The organism is Mycolicibacterium sp. XJ1819 (assembly GCF_053483675.1).
Map to the genome: position 1 here is coordinate 93,492 of NZ_JBEFST010000010.1, position 20,812 is coordinate 114,303.

Sequence of the window (20,812 nt, forward strand, 5' to 3'; positions counted from 1 at the left end):
CCGCCGTGACATCCGGGCTGAGCCGCTTGCCGTGGTTACAGTGATTGACGTGACTGGCTGGGAGCCCGACATACTGCCTGGTTATTGGCAGCACACGCTGGCGCTGGGCCCCGACCCCGCGGGCGAGGGCGACATCTTCGCCACCGTGGTGCGCCGCGGTGAACCCGACGCCTCGGCACCCCGCGCCGTCCTGTTGGTGCACGGTTTCACCGACTACTTCTTCAATACCGAGGTGGCCGACCATTTCGCGGCCCGCGGCTTCGGCTTCTACGCGATCGACCTGCACAAATGCGGACGGTCGTGGCGGGAGGGCCAAACCCCGCACTTCACCACCGAGCTAGCCCACTACGACACCGAGTTGCAGCGCGCCCTCGAGGTCATCGCCGAGGCGTCGCCGGATGCGCAGGTGCTGGTGTACGGCCATTCCGCGGGTGGGCTCATCGTGTCGCTGTGGCTCGACCGGCTGCGCCGCGCCACCGCCGGCGCCCACGATCGAGTCAGCGGTCTGGTGCTCAACAGCCCGTGGCTGGATTTGCACGGCCCGGCGATCCTGCGGTCCGCGCCGGTGAGCGCCGCGATCTCGGCGATGTCGCGGCTGCGCAGGACGATGGTGGTGCGGCCGCCGACCGAAGGCGGTTACGGCACCACGCTGCACCGGGACTATCACGGCGATTTCGACTACAACCTGGACTGGAAACCCATCGGCGGATTTCCGGTCACGTTCGGCTGGATCCACGCCATCCGGCGCGGCCACGCGCAACTGCATCGGGGGCTCGATGTCGGTGTGCCCAACCTGATTCTGCGGTCGGACCGCACCGTGCGCGAGGTCGCCGACCCGGACCGCATCCAGCGCGGGGACGCCGTGCTCGACGTCAAGCAGATCGCCCGGTGGGCCGGTTGCATCGGGAACCGCACCACGATCGTGCCGATCGTCGATGCCAAGCACGACGTGTTTCTGTCCCCGCCCGAGCCCAGACAGGCGGCCTACCGCGAGCTGGACCGCTGGCTGGACTCCCACATGGCCGAAATCGGGGGTTCACCAACCCGTTCCGAACGAGGGTGACGGTATGACACATTTCGACATCGCGATCATCGGCGCCGGTTCCGGCAACAGCATCCTCGATGAGCGCTACGCGGACAAGCGCGTCGCGATATGCGAGAAAGGTCTGTTCGGCGGCACCTGCCTCAATGTCGGCTGCATACCGACCAAGATGTTCGTCTACGCCGCGGGAGTTGCCCAAAGCGCAAGGGACTCTGCACGATACGGGATCGATGCGCGCGTCGACTCCGTGCGCTGGCCCGACATCGTCTCGCGGGTGTTCGGTCGCATCGACCCCATCGCGGTCAGTGGCGCCAACTACCGGCGCTCGTCGCCCAACGTGGAGGTGTTCGACAGCGACACCCGGTTTCGGCCGACCAAGCCCGACGGCCGCTACGTGCTGGGCACCGACGACGGCGAGGAGTTCACCGCCGACCAGGTGGTCATCGCGGCCGGGTCGCGCGCCGTGGTGCCCGATGCGATCGCCGACTGCGGCGTGCCGTACCACACCAGCGACACGATCATGCGCATCGCCGACGTGCCCGGCCACCTGATCATCGTCGGCGGCGGCTTCGTCGCCTGCGAGTTCGCCCACATCTTCTCGGCGCTGGGCAGCCATGTGACGCTGATGATCCGGGGCAGCACGCTGTTGCGCGGACACGACGACGAGATCTCGATGCGCTTCACCGAGGAGGCGTCGCGGAAGTGGGAGATCCGCAACCACCACGAGATCGTCGACGCACGTCAGGCCGGCGACGGCGTCGAGGTGACCTGCCAGGACGGCTCGAAGGTCCGCGGCGACGTGCTCCTGGTCGCCACCGGCCGCAGGCCCAACGGCGACCTGCTCGACGCCGCACACGCCGGAGTCAAGGTCGACGGGCACGGCCAGGTCGTCGTCGACGAATACCAACGCACCACGGCGCGAGGGGTTTTCGCGCTCGGCGACGTGTCGTCGGATTACCAGCTCAAACACGTGGCCAACCACGAGGCGCGAGTGGTCAAACACAACCTGCTCCAGGATTGGGACGACACCGACGCCCTGATGCCCGCGAACCACAGGTTCGTGCCGTCGGCGGTGTTCACCGACCCCCAGATCGCCAGCGTCGGCCTGACCGAGAACGAGGCCCGCGCGCGGGGACTGAGCATCAAGGTCAAGGTGCAGGACTACAGCGACGTGGCCTACGGGTGGGCGATGGAGGACACCATCGGGGTGGCGAAGGTGATCGTCGACGACGACACCGGGCTGATTCTCGGCTGCCACATCATGGGCCATCAGGCGTCCTCGCTCATCCAACCGGTCATCCAGGCGATGAACTTCGACCTGCCCGCCCGGGAGATGGCCCGCGGCCAGTACTGGATTCACCCTGCGCTGCCCGAGGTGATCGAGAACGCCCTGCTGGCGTTGTGCGGCGAGCCGCCATGGCCGCCGTCGAAGCGGCACTGACCGGCGCGGGATCTAGCCTCGGCTCGCACTCACCGAGAAACCCCACGGCAACTCGAGGCGGTGGGCCGCGAGCAGGTCGGCGTCGGAGAGCACCTCGGTGATCTCACCGTCGGCGACGATGACACCAGCGTCCATCACCACCGCCCGGTCGCACAACTGCGCGGCGTACGGCAGATCGTGGGTGACGACCAGCATGGTGGCGTCCAGGCCCGACAGCGTCTCGGCCAACTCGCGGCGCGCCACCGGGTCCAGGTTGGCCGACGGCTCGTCGAGCACGAGGATCTCGGGCTCGCAGGCCAACACCGTCGCGAGCGCGGCACGGCGCCGCTGGCCCGCCGACAGATGCGTCGGGCTGCGGTCGGCGCGGTCGGCCAACGACACCACCTCCAGCGCCCGACGCACCCGGGCGGCCAGTTCCTCACCGCGCAGACCGAAGTTGGCGGGCCCGAACGCGACGTCTTGTGCGACCGTCGGCATGAACAGCTGGTCGTCGGGGTCCTGGAACACCAGCCCGACGCGCCGGCGAATATCCTGAAGAGTCCTGCGGCCCAGCGTGATACCACTGATCTCGATGGTTCCCGAGGTGGCTGACAACACACCGTTGAGATGCAGCATCAGCGTGGTCTTACCCGCGCCATTGGGTCCGAGCACCGCAACCCGCTCGCCCGGCGCCACCGCCAGGTCGACACCGTCGAGGGCCACCTGCCCGTCGGGGTAGACGTGGCGCAGCGCCTCGACCCGGATCGCGCTCACAGCGTCACCCATGCCGCCGCCGAAACCGCGACCGCCGCCGCGGCGGGAAGCATCGCCACCGCCCATTGCGTGGCCGCGGCCCGTGGCGCGGCTCCGATCACCGCCAGATCCGGCGCCCGGCCGTCGAATCCACGCGAGAGCATCGCGGCGTACACCCGTTCACCGCGCTCGTAAGAGCGCAGGAACAGCGCGCCGATTCCGGTGGCGATCGCCTTGGCCTGATGCAGCATCCGCGGTGAGTCGCCCCTGGCGATCCTGGCCATCCGCATCCGGCCCGCCTCGGCTGCCAGCAGGTCGACATAGCGGATCATCAACACCAGCACCGAGGTCACCACCGCGGGAACTCCGAGGCGGCTGAGCGCGCCGGGCAACTCGGTGGCCGACGTGGTGGCCGCGACGGTGAGCGCGGCCGCCACCCCGAGCGTGCCCTTGATGACGATCCCCCACGCCGCCCAGAGTCCGCTCACCGAGAGTTGCAGCCCCGCAACCTCTACGCGCGCACCGCCTTCCGCGAACGGCAGCAGTACCGCCAGAACCAGGAATGGCGCCTCGATGAGCATCCGCGGCAACACCCACCGCAGCGGGATCTGGGCGAGTCGCCAGACGGCGACGACGATCGTCGCGTAGATCACGAACGGCCAGAACATCTCCCGGGGGGTGGCGACGACGGCCAGGACGAAGACCAGCAGGCAGACGATCTTGACTTCCGGCGCGATCCGATGCACGGCCGATTCGCCGTGGCGGTAGAGCGGATGAGCGCCCGCGCCCACGGGTTCAGCGTCCGCTCGGCTCGGTGCGGCCGGCGCCCCGGCGCGCGATGACCCAAAAAGCGCCGCTGGCCAGGGCCAGTGTGACGAGGACGCCGACGACGCCTGCAGCCCCGACGGTGCCGTCGCGTCCGGCGATCGCATAGTCGGCCAGCGGGGTGTCCGCCATCGCGTGCTCGGTCGTGTGTTGTGCGATGCACTCGCCGGTGAGCTCCTCACCGTCGGCGGTCTGCACGACCTCGCAGCCGCGCAGCGTGGTGGAGTCCAGCCCGTCGGGGTCGGCGCTGGCGAAGTACGACACCACCCCGGCGATCAGCAGGCTGGCCGCCGCGAACGCGATCCAGAACGACCACCGGCGGCTCATGCGGGCACCTCCGCGCGTGCGCCACGCAGGAGGTAGACCAGATCGGGCCGCGACCGCGCGACCGCCATCACGGTGACCGCGGTGATCAGCCCCTCGCCCACACCGATCAGCACATGAGTACCCAACATGTAGCCGGCCACCGCGCCCAGTGACGTCGTCGCCGCGCCACCGATCGCATATTCGACGACGAATCCCATTGCCGCGCACACCGTACCGATTAGTGCGGCGACGAACGCGATCACGCCCAGGCCGGCCACCGGCACGTCGGCGGCGCGGCGGCGAGCCAGCGCGTAGAGCGCGAGCGCGCATCCGTAGCCCGCCGCGACACCGATGACCGCCATGTTGACGATGTTGGTGCCCAGTGCGGTGACGCCGCCGTCGGCGAACAGCAGGGCCTGCACCACCGCCACGATCGCGATGCACATGGCACCGGTGTACGGGCCGACCAGGATCGCGGCCAGCGCGCCGCCCAGCAGATGCCCGCTGACGCCTGGCAGGATCGGGAAGTTGATCATCTGCACCGCGAAGATGAACGCCGCCACCAGTCCCGCCAGCGGCACCGTGCGTTCGTCGAGTTCGGCTCGTGCCTTGACGGCGCAGAGTCCGACCGCGGCGACGGCGAGCACGCCGAACATCAACGATGTCGGGGCGTTGACGATGCCATCGCTCATGTGCATCGCGACAAAGTTCACTTCCACGAAAGCGAGCGTATGACGTGGACTGATATCTGTCTAGATGAACAGGTGTTCATGTGACGGGCGCCATCGGCGGCCGCTACCGTTTCGTCGCGGTCACCAACAGGTACTCGGCCTCCCAGCGCGCCCGGCCCGTCTCGCCGCGGTTCCACTTCGTGAGGAAGTCGAGGAAATCACGGTCGAGCGCATCGACCCGGTCCGGTCGGTCGGCGTTGAACTTGTATGCCGCGATGGTGGGCCCGTAGTTGGACTTCCAGTACTCGCGGAACTCGGCCGGATCGGCGCAGCGGTCGAAGACCACGGTCTGTCGTCGCATGGTCAGGTCGCTGACCCGGTCGCCGAACAGGGCGCGCACGTGTTCCTCGTCGCCCCACATCGGCGGTGGCCCCGCGCCGGGTGGCGGTGGAGGCGCGTAGGGCTTCATCGTCGCGAACAGATGGCCGATGAATCCCTGTGGCGTCCAGTTGATCATCGCGATCGTTCCGCCGGGGCGCACCACCCGCACCATCTCGTCGGCGGCGGCCTGGTGGTGCGGGGCGAACATCACCCCGACACACGACATCACGACATCGAAGCTGTCGTCGGCGAACGGCATCGCCTCCGCGTCGGCTTCGACCCAGTCGATGTCGACGCCGTGCTCGGCGGCGATGCGGCGGCCGGCGTCGAACAGTTCGGGGGTGAGGTCACTGGCCGTCACCACACCCCCGGCCACAGCGGCGGGAACGGCGGCGTTGCCGGAACCCGCAGCGACGTCCAACACCTCCTTGCCGGGCCCGATCCCGCACGCCGCGACGAGCTCCGCACCCAACCGCGGGATCAACTCCGCGGCGACGGCCGGGTAGTCACCGGCCGCCCAAAGTGCCCGGTGTTTGGCCTTCAGCGCCCGGTCGGCTTCGGGGTCAACGCTGATCATCTCAATCTCCTTCAACCTCGGTGTGCGAAGACCTCCACCGTGCGGCGACGATGTTCGACACTCCTTCGGCCGTCCTGAAATGCCCTGCTCAGCCGACGATCAGCGCAGTTGTGCGGCGCCGGTTGCCGTCCTCACGAGCGCATTTCACGAACACTTCAGTGTCGGCGAACCCCCTCCGCGCACCGTCGAACCGTCCACAAAAACCCGGGCCGGACATCTGTGCACTCCCCTGGCCCACCAACTCACGGAGAAACACCATGAACACTCGAAAGACGCTGGTCTCGATGATAAGCGGGGCGGCCGCGCTCGGCGGAATTTTCGGCGCGATGGCCACCGCGGCACCGGCCGTCGCGGCACCCGGACAGACGGGCGCCAACCTGCACGTCATCCAGGATCCGGCCAATCAGGGGAATTACCTGCTGGCGATCATCGGGCGCTTCCCGATGCCACAGGCCGACGCGGTCGGCTTCCTCAACAACATCAACAACGGCGATTGCCAGGGCGGCATGAACTACTACATCTACGCCGACGACGACGAGATCTACGCCCAGGCGCACTTCAAGGACTCCGACTGCAAGATCCGAGTTCAGACCTCGCAGGTCATCACTCGCCTGTTCTGACCGAGACGGGTCCGGCGCGACCAAACATGTTGCGCTGGACCCGTTGTCAACGGTAGCGCTGCAGGACACCTCGCGCGAACGTGACGGCCTCCGCCCCGGTCAGGGTCCTCGGTTCGGCGGGTGACGTCTGGGCCGCATCGAGCGGCGGAGCCATACCGGCGGCGACGATGGCCTGGTGCAGCGTGACGGCATCCGCGTCGGCGCCCAGTCGCGCGAGAAACCGTGCCACGTAGCGCAGGGTAAGCCAGTGCAGGGCACCGGTTCCCGGTCCGCCGTGGCCCCAGTGGTCGAGCGCGTCGACGAACATCCTTGCCGCAATGCCGGGTTCACCGTGCAACGCGTGCACGACAGCGGCTTCGGTCGCCGCGATCCCCGTCAACCAGTTGTTCTGGACGGGCCCGGCGAGTCGGGTCGCCTCCTGCAGAAGGTCCAGGGCACGGTCAGGTTCGGAAACCTTGAGCACGCGTGCCAGTGCGCATCGGGCCATCGCCCGCGCAGTCGGGTTCGCAGTCGTCTCGGCCAGTCCCATGGCCTCTCCGGCGGCCGGCACGCCGTCACCGAGGGTCTCGCGCGCGTCGTGGCAGATCGTGATGTTGTACAGAATCCACAGCAGTCGCTGCGGCGGCACACCACGGCCTGCCCGCTGCGCCTGCTCTTCGTAGTAGGACAGCGCCTGCGCCGAATCACCCTCATAGAGCGCCACATCGGCGAGCGTGTCGTTCGGGTAGGCGATGTAGGAGGCGTCCGGGTCGGGTTCTCGCCCGCCGGCGAGCTCGGCCAGGGTTCGCGCCCGTGCGAACTCGCCGAGCACCCATCGGCCCCGGGCCGCGACACCGACGGCCGCCACGAACAGCCGGTGGTCCGGGTCGGCGGCGCGCACGGCACGTTCGGCCCATCCGATCGAGTGGTAGCCGATGCGCAAATGAAGCACCTCGGGCATCGCCGCGACCAGGCGGAGCGCGAGATCGAGATCGTCTGCGGTGAGCAAATGTTCGAACGCCGCACGCAGATTGTCGTAATCGGGTGCGGTGTAGGTGGTGAGCGCATCGGGGGTCAACCGCTGGACCCACCACTGTTCGTCGCCCCCCTGGACACCGGCGGCGGCGCGCTCGAGGAGGTCGGTGAAGTACCGAGCGTGGCGTGACACCAACCGGTCACGACAGTTGTTCTCCCGCAACTTGTCGCGTCCGTACGCGCGCAGGGTTTGCAGGACGTGGTAACGGGTGACGGCGGTGGTCGCGCGCACGCCCACCATCGACTTGTCCACCAATCCGGTCAGCAGATCGAGAGTGTCGTCCTGGTCGGCGGCGTCGGGTTCGTCCGCGCAGACACCGTGCGCTGCGTCCAGATCGAAACCGCCCGCGAACACCGACAACCGTTCGAAAAGTGCCTGCTCGGGCGGGCTGAGCAGCCGATAAGACCAGTCGATGGTGGCGGCGACGCTCTGCTGGCGCGGGTGCACCCCGCGGACGCCGCCACTCAACAGGCGGAGCCGGTCCAGTCGGCGGGCCATGTCCAGGCTGCTCATCGCGCGCATCCGGGCCGCGGCCAGTTCGATCGCCAGCGGCAGCCCGTCAAGTCGCCTGCAGATCTCGGCCACCGCGCCGACGGGTTCGCGATCGAGTTCGAAGTCGCCGCGGCTGGCCTTGGCGCGGTCGGCGAACAGGGCGGTGGCGTCGTCTTCCGGCAGCGGTTCGACGGGCACGATCCGTTCCCCCTCGACCCCCAGCGCCTCGCGGCTGGTGGCCAGCACGGACACCCGTGGGCAAGTGCGGGTGACGGCGTCGAGGACGCGGGCCGCTTCGTCGAGCACATGTTCGCAGTTGTCCACGATCAGAAGCAGTTCGCGGTCACGCAGGTGGTCGACCACGGTGTCGTCGAAACCGCTGCCCTCATGGGGCTGAAGGTGCAGAGCGGCCGCCAGAGCCTGGCCGACGGCCGCGCCGTCGTCGAGCGGCGCCAGCTCGCACAGCCACACCCCGTCGCTGAACCGGCCGCGTTCGCGGTCGGCCAGCTCGATGGCGAGTCTGGTCTTGCCGACTCCTCCCACGCCGGTCAGTGTGACCAGTGGTCCGTCGCGCAGCGCGCCAGCCACCCGCGAGATCTCGGCGTTGCGCCCGACGAATGTGCTTGCCCGCCGGGGCAATCCGGGATGGCGCGTGCTGGGCGTCGGCGGAGGCGGTTGCGCCGGTGCCTGCTCGGCTGCGTCGCCGTCCAGGATCTGTTGGTACGCCGCGCGCAGCGCGGGTCCGGGATCGACGCCGAGTTCCTCGACGAGTCGCTCGCGCGTCACCCGGTAGACGTCCAGCGCCTCGGCCTGCCTGCCGTTGCGGTACTGCGCCAGCATCAGCTGTCCGGCCAACCGCTCGTCAAGCGGGTTGGACGCGAACGCTTCGGTCACCGACATCAGCACGTCGGCGTGTCTGCCTGCCGCCAACGCCGCGTCGTTGCGGTCCAACATCACCGACAGGCGTTCGCGGTCAAGCGCATTGCGCACCGAGTTGGCCCACGGGGTGTCGATGATCGCGAACGGCTCACCACGCCACAGCGCCAAAGCCTGGTCGAAGAGGGCCGCGACCTCGTGCGGTCGGGTCGACGCGCGGGCCGCAGCGGCCAGGTGCCGGAACCGGTGCAGATCGACTGACAGCCCATCGGTGCTCAACGTGTAACCTCCGGGGCCACGGTTGAACTCGACATCGGCGGTGCCCCCGAAGAGGTGGCGCAGTCGCGAGATGTAGGCGGCCAACGCGTTACGGGCCCGGTGCGGCGGATCGTCGGCCCACACCCGGTCGATCAACTGGTCCGCCGACACCGGCCGGTTGACGTCCACGAGCAGGCACAGCAGTACGCAACGCTGTCGGGCGTGGCCGATCTCGAGGCGTACGCCGTCGACGCACGCCTCGAGGTCGCCGAGGATCCGGAACTGCACCGTCATCGGTATCCAGCGTCCACCAGATGCCCGTGCTGCGAGAGCGATTTCTGGCAGCCGGGCTAACCGTCGGCGCCGTTGGCACCGTTTCGGCTTGTCGGGTTGCCGTTTCCGGTGCCGCCGGGGCTGAGGACGCTCGCGGCGCGCAGCGGTTGCCGCGACGCGACGCCCCCGAAGGCCGTCACAGCCGGGGGGCTCAGGGAGGCACAGCCAGCAGCGCGGCGCCGTCGCGATGCTCGGTCGGTGTCGGTGTCGGTGTCGGGGTCGGCGGGTTCGGCGCCGCCGGCTCCGACGTGTCGTGTGTACATCCGTTGAGCATTCATGTCGATCTCCCACCTGTGCGGCAGTCACATGGACTGTCATCGGATGGGATCAGCATCGTCGGCGCGGTTTCCGCGGCCGTGAAGCGACGCTGAAATGCCCAGCTCAGCCGTGCCGAGCGCCGATCCAGTGCAGCAAATCGTGCACGATTTCGTCGTCGAGCCGGTAGCTCACGCCACGGCCGACGCGCGTCGAGCTCACCCAGCCCTGCTGCCGCAGCACCCGCAGTGCCTGCGACACGGCGTTCTCCGACCGGCCGAGCGCGGCGGCCAGATCACCCACCCGGATCCCCGGCGCCCGGTGCAGGCACAGCAGAATCTCCAGCCGGTTGGGGTCGGACAACAGGTCGAAACGCAGGGTCCAGACCGCGGTGTCCACGTCGTTCAGCGCCGACGAAGCACGCGTGACCTGCGTGTGACTGTCGGGCTGCTCCACACCTCGAATCTAATCCAGGACCGGGCCGCATGACGTCAGACACGGCTCGGCCTTCCGAAACGACCGCGAGCGTGCGTGAACTCGCGACAGATCTCGGCGTGTCGCCCGCAGACTCGCACTCTCGCGAATAATCCGGGGGGTCAGTCGAGAAAGCCGTGCAGCAGCGATGCGGACCCCTCGACGTGGGTCCGCATCGCGGTCGCGGCGCCCTCGGCGTCACCGGCCAGGATCGCCATCACGATCGCCTCGTGCTGCTCGTCGGAGTGCTCGATGTTGCGCGGCAGCAACGGGATCTGGTCCAGCAGGGCGTTGAGCCGCATCCTGTTCTCGGCCAGGACCGGCACCAGTGACGGCGATCCGGCGGCCTCGGCGACGGCCAGGTGCAGCCGCGAATCCAACCGGCGGTAGTCCTCGGGCGCCGCGGCGCGCACGTCGGCGAGGCGTGCCCACAACAGTTCGCGCTCCGCCGCGGTCAGCGTGCGACTGGCCGCCATCCGCGCGGCACCCACCTCGAGGATCTCCCGAAGCCGCAGCGCGTCGTCGATCTCCGCGCGGGTCACCTCGTCGGCGTCGTCGGCGTGCCGGGGCAACTCGTCGGCGAGGAACGTGCCGCCGTAGCGGCCCCGCCGCGACACCAGATATCCGGCGTCGGCCAGCGATTTGATCGCCTCGCGCACGGTGTCGCGGCTGACACCGAGCCGCGCGGCGAGTTCCCGTTCGGGGGGCAGCGATTCGCCCGGCTGCAGCACGCCGAGCTTGATTGTCTGCAGCAGTCGCCCGACGGTGTCCTCGAAGGCATTGCCCAGTCGCACGGGCCGCAGCAGTGCCTCGCTGACCAGTGGAGCATCCGGATCGGCGGTCATGGTCTTCCAGAGCCTTACAGAGGAGTGACGTAGTGGCCGCTGATGCCGCCGTCGACGAGAAACGAGGACGCGGTGATGAACGAGGCGTCGTCGCTGGCCAGAAACGCCACCGCGGCCGCGAGTTCCTCCGGGTCGGCGAACCGGCCCATCGGGATGTGCACCAACCGCCTGGCCGCGCGCTCGGGATCTTTGGCGAACAGCTCCTCCAGCAGCGGGGTGTTCACCGGCCCCGGACACAACGCGTTGACCCGGATGCCTTGGCGCGCATACTGCACACCGAGTTCGCGCGACATCGCCAGCACGCCGCCCTTGGACGCGGTGTAGGAGATCTGCGAGGTCGCCGAGCCCATCACCGCGACGAACGACGCGGTGTTGATGATCGACCCCTTCTGCGCCGGCACCATATGACGCAGCGCCGCCTTGCAGCACAGGAACACGGACTTGAGGTTGACGTCTTGCACCCGCTGCCAGGCGTCCAGCGCGGTGGTCTCGATCAGGTCGTCTTCGGGCGGTGAGATGCCGGCGTTGTTGAACGCGATGTCGACGCCGCCGTGAGTCTTTGCGGCGGTGTCGAACAGGGTGTCGACGGCGACCTCGTCCGAGACGTCGACCGGCACGAAGGTGGCGTTCAACTCGTCGGCCGCCTGCTTGCCCGCGACCGGGTCGATGTCGCCGACGACGACGGTCGCGCCTTCGGCGTGCATGCGGCGGGCGGCGGCCAGGCCGATGCCGCTGGCCCCGCCGGTGACCACGGCGATTCTGCCTGCGAGCCGTTGGGTGAGATCCATCTAGGCCTCCTCGACTGCGATGAAGACGTTCTTGGTCTCGGTGAACGACAGCGGGGCGTCAGGCCCCAACTCGCGGCCCAGCCCGGACTGCTTGAACCCACCGAACGGGGTGCAGTAGCGCACCGACGAGTGCGAGTTCACCGACAGGTTGCCGGCTTCCACGGCGCGCGACACCCGAAGCGCCCGGGACAGGTCGTTGGTCCAGATCGATCCCGACAACCCATACGGGGTGTCGTTGGCCAGCGCGATGGCGTCGGCTTCGTCGTCGAACGGCAACACGGTGACCACCGGGCCGAAGATCTCCTCGCGCACCGTGCGGTCGTCGCGCGCCGGGGTGAGCACGGTCGGCGGAAACCAGTAGCCCGGACCCGACGGCGCATCGCCGCGGAATGCGACGGGCGCGTCGGCACCCACGTAGGAGGCCACGCTGTCGTGGTGTGGCTTGGACACCAGCGGACCCATCTCGGTGTTCCTTGACCGTGGATCTCCCACGACGACGCCCTTGACCGCGGGCTCCAGCAGTTCCATGAAACGGTCGTAGACGTTGCGCTGCACCAGGATCCGGCTGCGGGCACAGCAATCCTGGCCTGCGTTGTCGAACACGCCGTACGGCGCGGTGGCCGCCGCCCGCTGCAGGTCGCAGTCGTCGAACACGATGTTGGCGCTCTTGCCGCCCAACTCCAAAGTGACCCGTTTGACCTGGGCGGCGGCCCCGGCCATCACCCGGGTGCCGACCTCGGTCGAACCGGTGAACACGATCTTGGCGACATCGGGATGCGAGACGAACCGCTCCCCGACCACCGAACCCTTGCCGGGCAGCACACGAAACAGGTCGGCGGGCACACCGGCCGCCACCGCGATCTCGCCCAGCCGGATCGTCGTCAACGGTGTCCACTCGGCGGGTTTGACCAGCACCGCGTTGCCCGCGGCCAGCGCGGGCGCGAATCCCCACGAGGCGATGGTCATCGGAAAGTTCCACGGCGTGATGACACCGACGACACCCAGCGGCTCGTGGAACGTGACATCCAGCCCGCCGGCCACCGGAATCTGCTCGCCCGACAAGCGTTCCGGGCTGGCCGCATAGAAATGCAGCACGTCACGGACGTGCCCGGCCTCCCACTCGGCGTTGGCGATCGGATGCCCGGAGTTGGCCACCTCCAATGCGGCGAGTTCGTCGACGTGGGCGTCCACCGCATCGGCGAACGCCCGCAGCACCGCGGCGCGGTCGGCCGGGGCCCGTCGCGCCCATTTGCGCTGCGCCACTTTGGCCCGGGCCACCGCGTCGTCGACACCGGCGATGTCGGTCTGTTCGACGGTGCGCAACGGCTGCCCGGTCGCGGGGTTGACCAACTGGCTGGCGGTCATGAACTCACCCTCCGCCTCGCGTAGGCCCCGGCGGCCTCCACCACCGCGGCGAACAACCGCAGATCGTCGAGGCGCTCCTCGGGGTGCCACTGCACGGCCAGCACAAAGGTGTCACCCGGCTTCTCCACCGCCTCGATGACGCCGTCGGAATCCTGTGCGCTGACCACCAGACCGTCGCCGATCCGGTCGATGGCCTGATGGTGATAGCACTGGGCGTCCGAGGATTCGCCGATCAACGCCGCCAGCCGGGTACCGGGCACCGTGCGCACCGTGGACGTGGAGAACACCGCGTTGCCCTGCTGGTGGCGGCGGTGCCCGACGACGTCGGGCAGGTGCTGATGCAGGGTGCCGTCCAGCGCCACATTGAGCACCTGGGCACCGCGGCAGATGCCCAGCAGCGGCATGCCACGCCGAAGCGCACCGCGCACCAACGCCAACTCGAATGCGTCACGCGTGCGGCTGTCGGCGTCGGCGGGATCGGTGGCGGGATGCGGCTGCTGGCCGTAAACGCCGGGCTCGACGTCTTTTCCGCCGGTCAGGATCAGCCCGTCGAGACCGTCGAGCACCCCGTCGGCGATCGCGGCGTCGACCGGCTGCGGCGGCAGCAGCACCGAGATGCCGCCCGCCAGGCCCACGCCCTCGAAGTAGATCGCGGGCAGAAAGCTGGCGCGCAGGTCCCACACGCCGGTCTGCGCCTGCTGCAGGTAGGTGGTCAGCCCAAGCACCGGCCGAACTCTCTTCGCGCGAGCAGACGCAGACGCGGGCGACACGCCGGTGCTTTGGCTGGCTTTGCGTCTGCTCGCGGTCGAACTAGAGCCGTTCAAAGCCCCGCACCCTCTCCCAATCCGTCACCGCCGCGTTGTAGGCCGTCATCTCCACCCGGGCGTAGTTCAGGTAGTGCTCGACGACCTCGTCGCCGAACGCCGTGCGCGCCAACTCCGACTTGCCGAACAGGTCGGCGGCCTCGGCCAGCGTGGTCGGCAGCCGGTCGGCGCCGCTGGTGTAGGCGTTGCCGACGAAGGGTTCGGGCAACTCGAGTTCGCGTTCGATGCCGTAGAGCCCGCCCGCGATCAGCGCCGACACCGCCAGATACTGATTCACGTCACCGCCGGGAGCGCGGTTTTCCATCCGCATGCCGTGCTCCTCGCCGACCACACGCAGCGCGCAGGTGCGATTGTCGAGCCCCCACGCGATTGCCGTCGGGGCGAAGCTACCGTTGACAAATCGCTTGTAGGAGTTGATGTTCGGCGCATAAAGCAGGGTGAGCTCGCGCATGGTCGCCAGCTGCCCGGCGACGAAACTGCGAAACATCGACGACATGCCGTCGGCGCCGTCGGGGTCGGCGAACACGGCGTTGCCGTCGGTGTCACGCAACGAGATGTGGATGTGGCAGCTGTTGCCCTCCCGCTCGTCGAACTTCGCCATGAACGTGATGCTCTTACCGTGCTGGTCGGCGATCTCTTTGGCGCCGTTCTTGTAGATGGTGTGGTTGTCGCAGGTGACACGCGCGTGGTCGTAACGGAACGCGATCTCCTGCTGGCCCAGGTTGCATTCACCCTTGACGCCTTCGCAGTACATGCCCGCGCCGGTCATCCCCAGCCGAATGTCGCGCAGCAGCGGTTCCATCCGCGTCGAGGCCAGCATCGCGTAGTCGACGTTGTAGTCCGAGCCTGCCCTCAGGCCCCGGTATCCGGCCGCCCACGCGTCGCGGTAGCTGTCGTCGAACACCATGAACTCCAGTTCGGTGCCGACGTAAGGCACCAGGCCGCGCTCGGCGAGCCGGTCGACCTGACGGTTGAGCACGCTGCGCGGCGCCGGCTCGACGGGGCGACCGTCGACCCAGGACAGCTCGGCCATCACCAGCGCCGTTCCCGGCAGCCAGGGAACCGGGCGCAGCGTGGAGAAGTCGGGCGTCATCACCATGTCGCCGTAGCCGGTTTCCCAACTGGACATCGCGAAGCCGTCCACGGTGTTCATGTCGACGTCGACGGCCATCAGATAGTTGCAGCACTCGGCGCCGTGCTTGGCGACCTCCTCGACGAACAGGCGCGCCGACACCCGCTTGCCGGTCAACCGGCCCTGCATGTCGCAGAACCCGACGATCACCGTGTCGATGTCGCCGGTGGCCACGAGCTGTTCGAGGTCGGCCTGCGACAACATGCCTGTGGCGCTCATCCCTACCGGCCCTGCCTTCCTCGATCGAGAAGTAGACGACGGTCAGTCAACCATTGCAGTGTGCCCAGCCCGGCGTCCATGCGGGTGAGTTACCTGATTTTCACATTCAAAGGTAGGACACCAGACCTTTAGCCAGTTTATTGTCCGTATGTCGTCTGCGAGAAGGAGCGAACGCCATGGCCGACGAGAAGCGCAAGTCCTCCGGCGGAGTGACGTATCGGCAGGCCGGCGCGGACTACTTCGAGAAGCGCAAGCTGGTGCGGACCGCGGGGTTCTGGGGGCTGTGGGGCATCGGCGTCGCGGCGGTCATCTCCGGCGACTTCTCCGGTTGGAACTTCGGCATCGGCGAGGCCGGCTGGGGTGGGCTGGCGATCGCGTCGGTGGTCATCATCGTCATGTATTTCGGCATGTTGTTCTCGATCGGCGAGATGGCGGCCGCGATGCCGCACACCGGCGGCGCCTACTCCTTCGCCCGCGCCGCGATGGGCCCGTGGGGTGGCTTCGTGACCGGTTTCGCCGAGACGATCGAATACGTCTTCACCACCGCGGTGATCGTCTACTTCTCGTCGACCTACGCCGACGCGGTGACCAACGAACTGTTCGGCCTGTCCATGCCGGGCTGGGTGTGGTGGATCATCCTCTACGCCGCGTTCGTGGGCCTGAACTCGTGGGGCGCAGAGATCTCGTTCAAATTCGCGATCACGGTGGCGGTGCTGTCGATCGGCATCCTGGTGCTGTTCGCGGTGCTGGCCGTGGTCAACGGGGCGATCGACTTCGGCCGGCTGCTCGACATCCCGGCGGACACCGCCGCGGCGGGCGCAAGTTCGTTCCTGCCGTTCGGCATCGTCGGCATCCTTTACGCGCTGCCGTTCGCGATCTGGTTCTTTTTGGGCATCGAGGAGTTGCCGCTGGCCGCCGAGGAGTCGCACAACCCGGCCCGCGACATCCCCCGGGCCGGCATCTGGGGGCTGATCACGCTGATCGCCACCGGCTCGATCGTGTTCTTCCTCAACCCGGCGGTGACGGGCTCCGCGGCGCTCAGCGCCTCCGACGAACCCCTGCTCGACGGCTTCCGCGCGTTCCTGCCCGCGAGCTGGGCCGCGGTGCTGTCCGGGTTCGCACTGATCGGCCTGCTGGCCAGCCTGCAGGGCATCATGTACGCATACGCCCGCAACATGTATTCGCTGAGCCGTGCCGGCTATTATCCGAAGCCGTTGTCGCTGACCGGAACTCGGCAGACCCCGTATGTGGCGCTGATCACCGGCGCGGTGATCGGGTTCATCGCGCTGGTGGTGGTGAACTACAACGAGGGCGCCGGTGACGTGGTGCTCAACATCGCGGTCTGGGGCGCGGTGTTGGCCTACGGGCTGCAGATGGTGTCGTTCGTGCTGCTGCGTCGCAGGTTCCCCAACGCCCGCCGACCCTGGGTCAGCCCGACCGGCAACTGGGGCGCGATCGTGGCGCTGGCCATCGCGGCGGTCACCTTCGTCGGCGTGCTGCTCAACCCGACGTACCGGCCGGCGATCGTGGCGATCGTGGTCTTCTACGTCTTCGGGCTGCTGGTCTTCGGCCTGTACACCCGCCACCGGCTGGTGCTGTCGCCCGAGGAGGAGTACGCGGTCACGGGCGGCCTGCACGGCTATGACCCCGAGGCAGAGGGCCTGGGCGGCACGATCGAGGACGAGATCCTCAAGGGCCACACCGATTAGCGGGCGACGATGCAGGTCACAATCCTGTGACGTTTCCCGTTCGTCAATTCGGGTACTGTTGCCGTTGTGTGCGGAGCCACCGGCGAGGTGCGTCTCGACGGCCAAAATCCTGATGTCACCGCGGTCTCGGCCATGGCCGAGGCGATGGCGCCCCGAGGGCCCGATTCGGCAGGCGTGTGGTCACAGGACAGGGTCGCTCTCGGGCACCGTCGCCTGAAAATCATCGACCTGTCGGGAGCAGGCGCTCAGCCGATGGTCGACCCGGAGTTGGGTCTGTCCATCGCCTGGAACGGCTGCATCTACAACTACAAGGAACTGCGGCGCGACCTGTCCGGCCACGGCTATCGGTTCTTCTCGCACAGCGACACCGAGGTGCTGCTCAAGGCCTACCACCATTGGGGTGACCGGTTCGTCGACCACCTCAAGGGCATGTTCGCGTTCGCGATCGTCGAACGCGACAGCAACCGGGTGTTGCTGGGCCGCGACCGGTTGGGAATCAAGCCGCTGTACCTGACCGAGACCGCCGACCGCATCCGGTTCGCGTCGTCGTTGCCCGCGCTGCTGGCCGGCGGCGGCGTCGACACCCGCATCGACCCGATCGCGCTGCACCACTACATGACGTTTCACTCGGTGGTGCCGCCGCCGCGAACCATCCTGCGCGGGGTGACCAAGGTGCCGCCGGCCTCGCTGGTCGCGATCGAACCCGACGGCCGCAAGATCACCAGCACCTACTGGGAGCCCGACTTCCGCCGACGCGCCGACCGGGCCGACTGGTCCGAACGCGACTGGGAGGACGCGGTTTTGGAGTCGCTGCGCACCGCGGTGGAACGACGGCTGGTCGCCGACGTCCCGGTCGGGTGCCTGCTGTCAGGCGGCGTCGACTCCAGCCTGATCGTCGGGTTGCTCGCCGAGGCCGGCCAGCACGGACTGAAGACCTTCTCCATCGGGTTCGAATCGGTGGGCGGGGTCGCCGGCGACGAGTTCCGCTACTCCGACGTCATCGCCGAGCATTTCGCCACCGACCACCACCAGATCCGCATCGGCACCGACCGGATGCTGCCCGCACTCGACGGCGCGATCGGCGCGATGAGCGAGCCGATGGTCAGCCATGACTGCGTGGCCTTCTACCTGCTGTCCCAGGAGGTGGCCAAGCACGTCAAGGTCGTGCAGTCCGGCCAGGGCGCCGACGAGGTCTTCGCCGGATACCACTGGTATCCCCCGATGTCGGGCGCCGCCTCGCTCGACGCCGCGGTGGCCAACTACCGCGGTGCCTTCTTCGACCGCGACAACGACGGTGTGGCGGCCCTGCTCTCCCAGGACTACCTCGTCGAGGGCGACCCGAGCGAGGCCATGGTCAGGCAGCATTTCGCCGCCGCTGGCGCCGACACCGGCATCGACCGGGCGCTGCGCCTGGACACCACCGTCATGCTGGTCGACGACCCGGTCAAACGCGTCGACAACATGACCATGGCCTGGGGCCTGGAGGGCCGGGTGCCCTTCCTCGACCACGACCTGGTGGAGTTGGCCGCCACCTGCCCGCCCGAACTCAAGATCGCCCATGACGGCAAGGGCGTGCTCAAGCAGGCCGCGCGCCGGGTGATTCCGGCCGACGTCATCGACCGCCCGAAGGGCTATTTCCCCGTACCCGCGCTGACCCACCTGGAGGGGCCCTACTTGGACCTGATCCGCGACGCCCTGTACTCGCCTGCGGCCAAGGAACGTGGACTGTTCCGGCCCGAGGCCGTGGACCGGCTGCTCGCCGACCCCAACGGCAGGCTGACCCCGCTGGGCGGAAACGAGCTGTGGCAACTGGGGCTGCTGGAGCTGTGGTTGCAGCGGCACGGCATCAACGGGACGGCGGCGTGACGGCGGTGAACCCCGATCGCGGCCAAGCCGAAGCGATCACCCTCGGCCTGCACGACGCGTCACCTCAAGACATGGTCGACGCGATGGCCGACGATGTGGTGCTCGAAATGGGTTGGGGCCGACTGGTGTTCGGTCAAACATTCGCCGATCCGGAAAAGCTCGCCGAGGTGCTTCGGCACGAGGGGCCCGGTCGTCGCGACATCTGCATCTACGCCCGCGAACCGCATGTGCTGGTCGCAAAGGCGCCCGCCGAGTTGTTCATCGACCCCAGTCACACCTACCGGTTGCGCTTCGCCGAGGACGACCTCGCCGAACCGTCGCCAACGGGTTTCACGGTGCGCACGCTGGCGACTCCCGACGACGCCGACGAGATGAACCGGGTCTACGTGCGCTGCGGGATGGTGCCCGCGCCCGTCGAGGTGCTGTGGGAAAACCATCAGCACTGCGACCCCGTCGACTATCTGGTCGCCGTGCGTGACGACGACGGATCGCTGGTCGGCACGGTCACCGGCGTCGACCACAAGCGGTTGTTCTCCGACCCGGAGAACGGTTCGAGCCTGTGGACGCTGGCCGTCGACCCGACCACCAGCCTTCCCGGCGTGGGCGCGGCGCTGACCCGCGCGCTGGCGGCCATCTACCGCGACCGCGGCCGCGCCTACATGGACCTGTCGGTGGCGCACGACAACCGGGCCGCCCTCGGCCTGTACGAGAAGCTGGGCTTCGAGCGCGTGCCGGTGATGGCGGTCAAGCGCAAGAACGCGATCAACGAACCGTTGTTCACCCATCCCCCCGAGACCGTCGAGGACCTGAACCCCTACGCGCGCATCATCGCCGACGAGGCGATGCGCCGCGGCATCTGGGTGGAGGTGCTCGACGCCGAGGCAGGCGAGATGCGACTGTCGCACGGCGGCCGCACCGTCATCACCCGAGAGTCGTTGTCGGAGTTCACCTCCGCGGTGGCGATGGCACGATGTGACGACAAGCGGCTGACGCGGCGCATCGTCTCCGAGGCCGGAATCCAGGTGGCCAAGGGCCGGCTGGCCACCTTCGACGAGCAGGACAAGGCGTTCCTCGAGGACGTCGGCGACGTCGTCGTCAAGCCCACCCGTGGTGAGCAGGGCAAGGGCATCACGGTCGGCGTGGACGGGCCCGCGGAGTTGGAGGCCGCGCTGGAGCGGGCCCGCAAGGAGCACCCACACGTGCTGATCGAGCAGCGGGCGACGGGCGACGATCTGCGGCTGGTGGTGATCGACGGCAAGGTGGTGGCCGCCGCCCTGCGCAAGCCGGCCGAGGTGCTCGGCACCGGACATCACACCGTGCGGGAGTTGATCGAGGCGCAGAGCCGGCGCCGCGCCTCGGCCACCGGCGGCGAGTCGCGCATTCCGATGGACGAGGTGACCGAGGCGACGGTCGCCGAGGCCGGCTGGTCGTTCGACGACGTCCTGCCCGAGGGGCAGCGGCTGCGGGTCCGTCGCACCGCGAACCTGCACCAGGGCGGAACGATCCACGACGTGACGGCCACGGTGCACCCGCACCTGTGCGAGGTCGCGGTGAAGGCCGCCGACGCGATCGGCATCCCGGTCACCGGCATCGACCTGCTGGTGCCCGACGTCACCGCCCCCGACTACGTGTTCATCGAGGCCAACGAGCGGCCGGGGCTGGCCAATCACGAACCACAGCCCACCGCACAGGCTTTCGTCGATTTCCTGTTTCCGGGCAGTCCGGGCCTGCCGCAGGCGTGGACGCCGGCCGAAGCGCCGGACTGA

Annotated in this window: 19 protein-coding genes; 6 read left to right on the forward strand and 13 right to left on the reverse strand. The window is 68.5% G+C overall.

Annotated elements, in window-relative coordinates; genetic code table 11:
* Positions 1-49 precede the first annotated feature (49 nt).
* Both ABQE89_RS12760 and mtr read left to right on the forward strand, forming a co-directional pair.
* Positions 50-1,063, forward strand: coding sequence for an alpha/beta hydrolase (locus ABQE89_RS12760; RefSeq protein WP_448416976.1), 1,014 nt, complete (start codon positions 50-52; stop codon positions 1,061-1,063).
* Positions 1,064-1,067: 4 nt separating this feature from the next.
* Positions 1,068-2,483 (forward strand): mycothione reductase, encoded by a 1,416-nt coding sequence (mtr, locus tag ABQE89_RS12765; protein WP_448416978.1) that lies wholly within the window; start codon positions 1,068-1,070, stop codon positions 2,481-2,483.
* Between the two features lie 12 nt (positions 2,484-2,495).
* Here mtr and ABQE89_RS12770 read toward each other — a convergent pair whose 3' ends face one another.
* The 5 genes from ABQE89_RS12770 to ABQE89_RS12790 form a co-directional block, all read right to left on the reverse strand.
* Positions 2,496-3,248 carry an energy-coupling factor ABC transporter ATP-binding protein gene (locus ABQE89_RS12770; protein ID WP_448416980.1) on the reverse strand — a complete coding sequence of 251 codons (753 nt, stop codon included), beginning with the start codon at positions 3,246-3,248 and terminating at the stop codon, positions 2,496-2,498.
* A complete protein-coding gene (cbiQ, locus tag ABQE89_RS12775; RefSeq protein ID WP_448416982.1) occupies positions 3,233-4,006 on the reverse strand; it encodes a cobalt ECF transporter T component CbiQ in 774 nt (257 codons plus the stop codon). Before cbiQ ends, ABQE89_RS12770 begins: the two co-directional genes overlap by 16 nt.
* 4 nt (positions 4,007-4,010) lie before the next feature.
* Positions 4,011-4,367 (reverse strand): PDGLE domain-containing protein, encoded by a 357-nt coding sequence (locus ABQE89_RS12780; RefSeq protein WP_448416984.1) that lies wholly within the window; start codon positions 4,365-4,367, stop codon positions 4,011-4,013.
* A complete protein-coding gene (locus tag ABQE89_RS12785) occupies positions 4,364-5,044 on the reverse strand; it encodes an energy-coupling factor ABC transporter permease (protein WP_448417200.1) in 681 nt (226 codons plus the stop codon). The genes ABQE89_RS12780 and ABQE89_RS12785 overlap by 4 nt, the downstream gene beginning before the upstream one ends.
* A gap of 97 nt (positions 5,045-5,141) precedes the next feature.
* Positions 5,142-5,975, reverse strand: coding sequence for a class I SAM-dependent methyltransferase (locus ABQE89_RS12790; protein ID WP_448416986.1), 834 nt, complete (start codon positions 5,973-5,975; stop codon positions 5,142-5,144).
* Positions 5,976-6,232: 257 nt separating this feature from the next.
* Between ABQE89_RS12790 and ABQE89_RS12795 the strand changes: the two genes are divergently transcribed.
* Positions 6,233-6,595: a hypothetical protein gene (locus ABQE89_RS12795; RefSeq protein ID WP_448416988.1), complete on the forward strand. Its 363-nt coding sequence runs from the start codon at positions 6,233-6,235 to the stop codon at positions 6,593-6,595.
* A gap of 46 nt (positions 6,596-6,641) precedes the next feature.
* On the opposite strand, the gene ABQE89_RS12800 is transcribed toward ABQE89_RS12795, so the two are convergent.
* The 8 genes from ABQE89_RS12800 to ABQE89_RS12835 form a co-directional block, all read right to left on the reverse strand.
* The gene (locus ABQE89_RS12800; protein ID WP_448416990.1) at positions 6,642-9,530 is read right to left on the reverse strand and encodes an AfsR/SARP family transcriptional regulator; all 2,889 of its coding nucleotides are present in this window, start codon (positions 9,528-9,530) and stop codon (positions 6,642-6,644) included.
* Between the two features lie 56 nt (positions 9,531-9,586).
* On the reverse strand, positions 9,587-9,832 hold the full coding sequence (locus ABQE89_RS12805; RefSeq protein WP_448416992.1) for a hypothetical protein: 246 nt from the start codon (positions 9,830-9,832) through the stop codon (positions 9,587-9,589).
* Between the two features lie 118 nt (positions 9,833-9,950).
* The gene (locus ABQE89_RS12810) at positions 9,951-10,289 is read right to left on the reverse strand and encodes an ArsR/SmtB family transcription factor (protein WP_448417202.1); all 339 of its coding nucleotides are present in this window, start codon (positions 10,287-10,289) and stop codon (positions 9,951-9,953) included.
* Positions 10,290-10,420: 131 nt separating this feature from the next.
* On the reverse strand, positions 10,421-11,143 hold the full coding sequence (locus tag ABQE89_RS12815; protein ID WP_448416994.1) for a FadR/GntR family transcriptional regulator: 723 nt from the start codon (positions 11,141-11,143) through the stop codon (positions 10,421-10,423).
* Between the two features lie 14 nt (positions 11,144-11,157).
* Positions 11,158-11,931, reverse strand: a complete 774-nt coding sequence (locus ABQE89_RS12820) for a 3-oxoacyl-ACP reductase (RefSeq protein ID WP_448416996.1) — start codon at positions 11,929-11,931, stop codon at positions 11,158-11,160.
* Positions 11,932-13,296 (reverse strand): aldehyde dehydrogenase family protein, encoded by a 1,365-nt coding sequence (locus ABQE89_RS12825; protein ID WP_448416998.1) that lies wholly within the window; start codon positions 13,294-13,296, stop codon positions 11,932-11,934.
* Positions 13,293-14,021 (reverse strand): gamma-glutamyl-gamma-aminobutyrate hydrolase family protein, encoded by a 729-nt coding sequence (locus tag ABQE89_RS12830; RefSeq protein ID WP_448417000.1) that lies wholly within the window; start codon positions 14,019-14,021, stop codon positions 13,293-13,295. Before ABQE89_RS12830 ends, ABQE89_RS12825 begins: the two co-directional genes overlap by 4 nt.
* 85 nt (positions 14,022-14,106) lie before the next feature.
* Positions 14,107-15,471 (reverse strand): glutamine synthetase family protein, encoded by a 1,365-nt coding sequence (locus tag ABQE89_RS12835; RefSeq protein WP_448417002.1) that lies wholly within the window; start codon positions 15,469-15,471, stop codon positions 14,107-14,109.
* A 176-nt stretch (positions 15,472-15,647) separates the two neighbouring features.
* Here ABQE89_RS12835 and ABQE89_RS12840 point away from each other — a divergent pair, with 176 nt between their 5' ends.
* The 3 genes from ABQE89_RS12840 (at position 15,648) to ngg (ending at position 20,812) form a co-directional block, all read left to right on the forward strand.
* Entirely contained in the window at positions 15,648-17,180 is a 1,533-nt protein-coding gene (locus ABQE89_RS12840; protein ID WP_448417004.1) for an amino acid permease, read from the forward strand.
* 66 nt (positions 17,181-17,246) lie between these two features.
* Positions 17,247-19,046: an N-acetylglutaminylglutamine amidotransferase gene (locus ABQE89_RS12845; protein WP_448417006.1), complete on the forward strand. Its 1,800-nt coding sequence runs from the start codon at positions 17,247-17,249 to the stop codon at positions 19,044-19,046.
* Entirely contained in the window at positions 19,043-20,812 is a 1,770-nt protein-coding gene (ngg, locus tag ABQE89_RS12850; RefSeq protein WP_448417008.1) for an N-acetylglutaminylglutamine synthetase, read from the forward strand. Before ABQE89_RS12845 ends, ngg begins: the two co-directional genes overlap by 4 nt.